This is a genomic window from Rhodococcus sp. T2V (assembly GCF_029269925.1).
Taxonomy (GTDB): domain Bacteria; phylum Actinomycetota; class Actinomycetes; order Mycobacteriales; family Mycobacteriaceae; genus Rhodococcus_F; species Rhodococcus_F koreensis.
Genome location: NZ_JARJBD010000247.1, coordinates 1 through 2,271, shown reverse-complemented (window position 1 = coordinate 2,271; position 2,271 = coordinate 1). Strand labels below are relative to the sequence as shown.

The window sequence follows — 2,271 nt, the reverse complement described above, 5'->3', positions numbered from 1 at the left end:
CGGGGAGCGTCTTCCCGGGTACATGGTGCCGTCGTCGATCATGGTGTTGGATTCGTTGCCGCTGACGCCGGCGGGCAAACTGGACCGCAACGCCCTGCCCGCACCGGTATTCGCCGCACGCTCGGCCGACATCGTGCGCCCGAGAACGGTCACCGAGGAGATCCTTCTCGGAATCTTCCGCGACGTCCTCGGCCTGCCCGAACTGAGCGTCGACACCAGCTTCTTCGACCTCGGCGGCAACTCGCTGACGGCCACCCAGGTCGTGTCCCGGGTGAACGCCGCCCTCGGTGTGCGGATCGGGGTCCGGGACCTCTTCCAGTCGCCATCGGTGGCGCAACTGGCGGCCGCGGTGGTGGGCGCCGCGCCTCAAACCGACCCGCGGCCGGTGCTGCAACCACGCGAACGACCCGATCGCGTGCCCCTGTCCGTTGCGCAGCAACGAATGTGGTTCCTCAACCAGTTCGACACCTCCTCGGCGGCCTACAACCTACCGATCGCCCTGCGGCTCACCGGCGCACTCGACCGCGACGCCCTGCGCGGGGCGCTCGACGACGTCCAGGAACGGCACGAGGCGCTCCGCACCGTCTACCCCGACGGCGCGGACGGACCCCATCAGCTGATCACCCCTGCCATGAGCGTGCTGCCCGCAGACGGCCCGGCCGACGTCGACACCGAGTCGCTCACCGCCGCGGTTTCGGCCCTCGGCGGCGCAGGGTTCGACCTCACCACCGACACGCCGATGCGCGCCAGGCTGTTCCGCGAGGCGCCGGACCGGCACATCCTCGTCCTCGTCGTCCACCACATCGCCGCCGACGGCTGGTCGATGACACCACTGGCCGCCGACGTGATGCTCGCGTACGCGGCGCGCATCGCCGGTCACGTGCCCACCTGGGCGCCCCTGCCGGTGCAGTACGCCGACTACAGCCTCTGGCAGCGTGAGCTACTGGGGTCGGAGGACGACCCGAACAGCCTGTCCGCCAAGCAGATCGCCTACTGGCGGTCGGCGCTCGCCGGGGTGCCGCAGGTGATCGAACTGCCCACCGACCGGACCCGGCCCGCCGAGATGTCGCACCGCGGTGGCCGCGTCGCGTTCACGATCCCCGCCGACGTCCACCGGCGTCTCCTCGATCTGGCGCAGAGCACCGGCACCACGTCGTTCATGGTCACGCACGCCGCGCTGGCCGTGCTGCTGCGGCGCCTCGGTGCCGGCTCGGACATCGTGATCGGCACCCCCGTCGCCGGTCGCGGCGAGGAAGCGCTCGACCATCTCGTCGGCATGTTCGTCAACACCCTCGTACTCCGGACCGCCGTCGAACCCGCCGACACGTTCGGGCACGTTCTGGCCCGGGTGCGCGACGCCGACCTCGCCGCGTTCCAGCACGGCGACGTCCCCTTCGAGCGCCTCGTGGAGGTGCTCAGTCCCGCCCGGTCGTCCGCGCATCATCCGCTGTTCCAGGTGATGCTCACGTTCCAGAACACCGCGAACACCCGAGTGGAACTCGACGGGCTCGAGGTCGAGGCCGCCGAGATCGACGTCCAGGTGGCGAAGTTCGACCTGCACCTCACCGTCGTCGAGCAGTTCGACTCCGCCGGCGTCGCCGCAGGTCTGGCCGCGCAACTGTCCTACGCGACAGACCTGTTCGACCACACCACGGCCGAGTCGATCGGCGAACGATTCGCCCGGCTCCTCGACGCGGTCGCAGACAACCCGCCGGTCGCCGTCGGCGACCTCGACCTCCTCGCCGCGGGGGAACGCGCCGCCCTCACCGCGGCCAACGCAACGCAGCGTCCGGTGCCGGCGGACACCCTGGTGTCGCTGTTCGCAGCCCAGGCCGCCGCCACCCCGGATGCCGTGGCGCTGGTCTTCGACGATCGGCGGCTGACCTACGCCGAGTTCGACGAGCACACCGACCGACTCGCCCGCCACCTGATCCGGAACGGGGTGGGACCGGAGTCCGTCGTCGCGGTCGGGATGCGGCGCTCGATCGACCTGCTCGTCGCCGTCTACGCGATCGTGAAGGCGGGCGCCGCGTACCTGCCGATCGATCCCGACCATCCAGTCGAGCGCACCGCCTACGTGCTCGACACCGCACAGCCGGTCTGTGTGCTGACCCGCGCCGCCGACGACACGACGTTCTCCACCGCGGCACCTGTGGTGAACATCGACACCCTCGAATTCCCCGAGGAGGACACGGAACCGGTCGCCCCCGCGCTCACCGCGGCGAACACGGCGTACGTGATCTTCACGTCCGGCTCGACGGGTCGTCCGAA

At 70.5% G+C, this 2,271-nt stretch carries 1 protein-coding gene; it reads left to right on the top strand.

The features are described 5' to 3' along the window. Window positions 1–2,271 (top strand): condensation domain-containing protein (locus P3H15_RS53615; protein WP_276144762.1); only part of this gene is annotated, 2,271 nt, incomplete at both ends.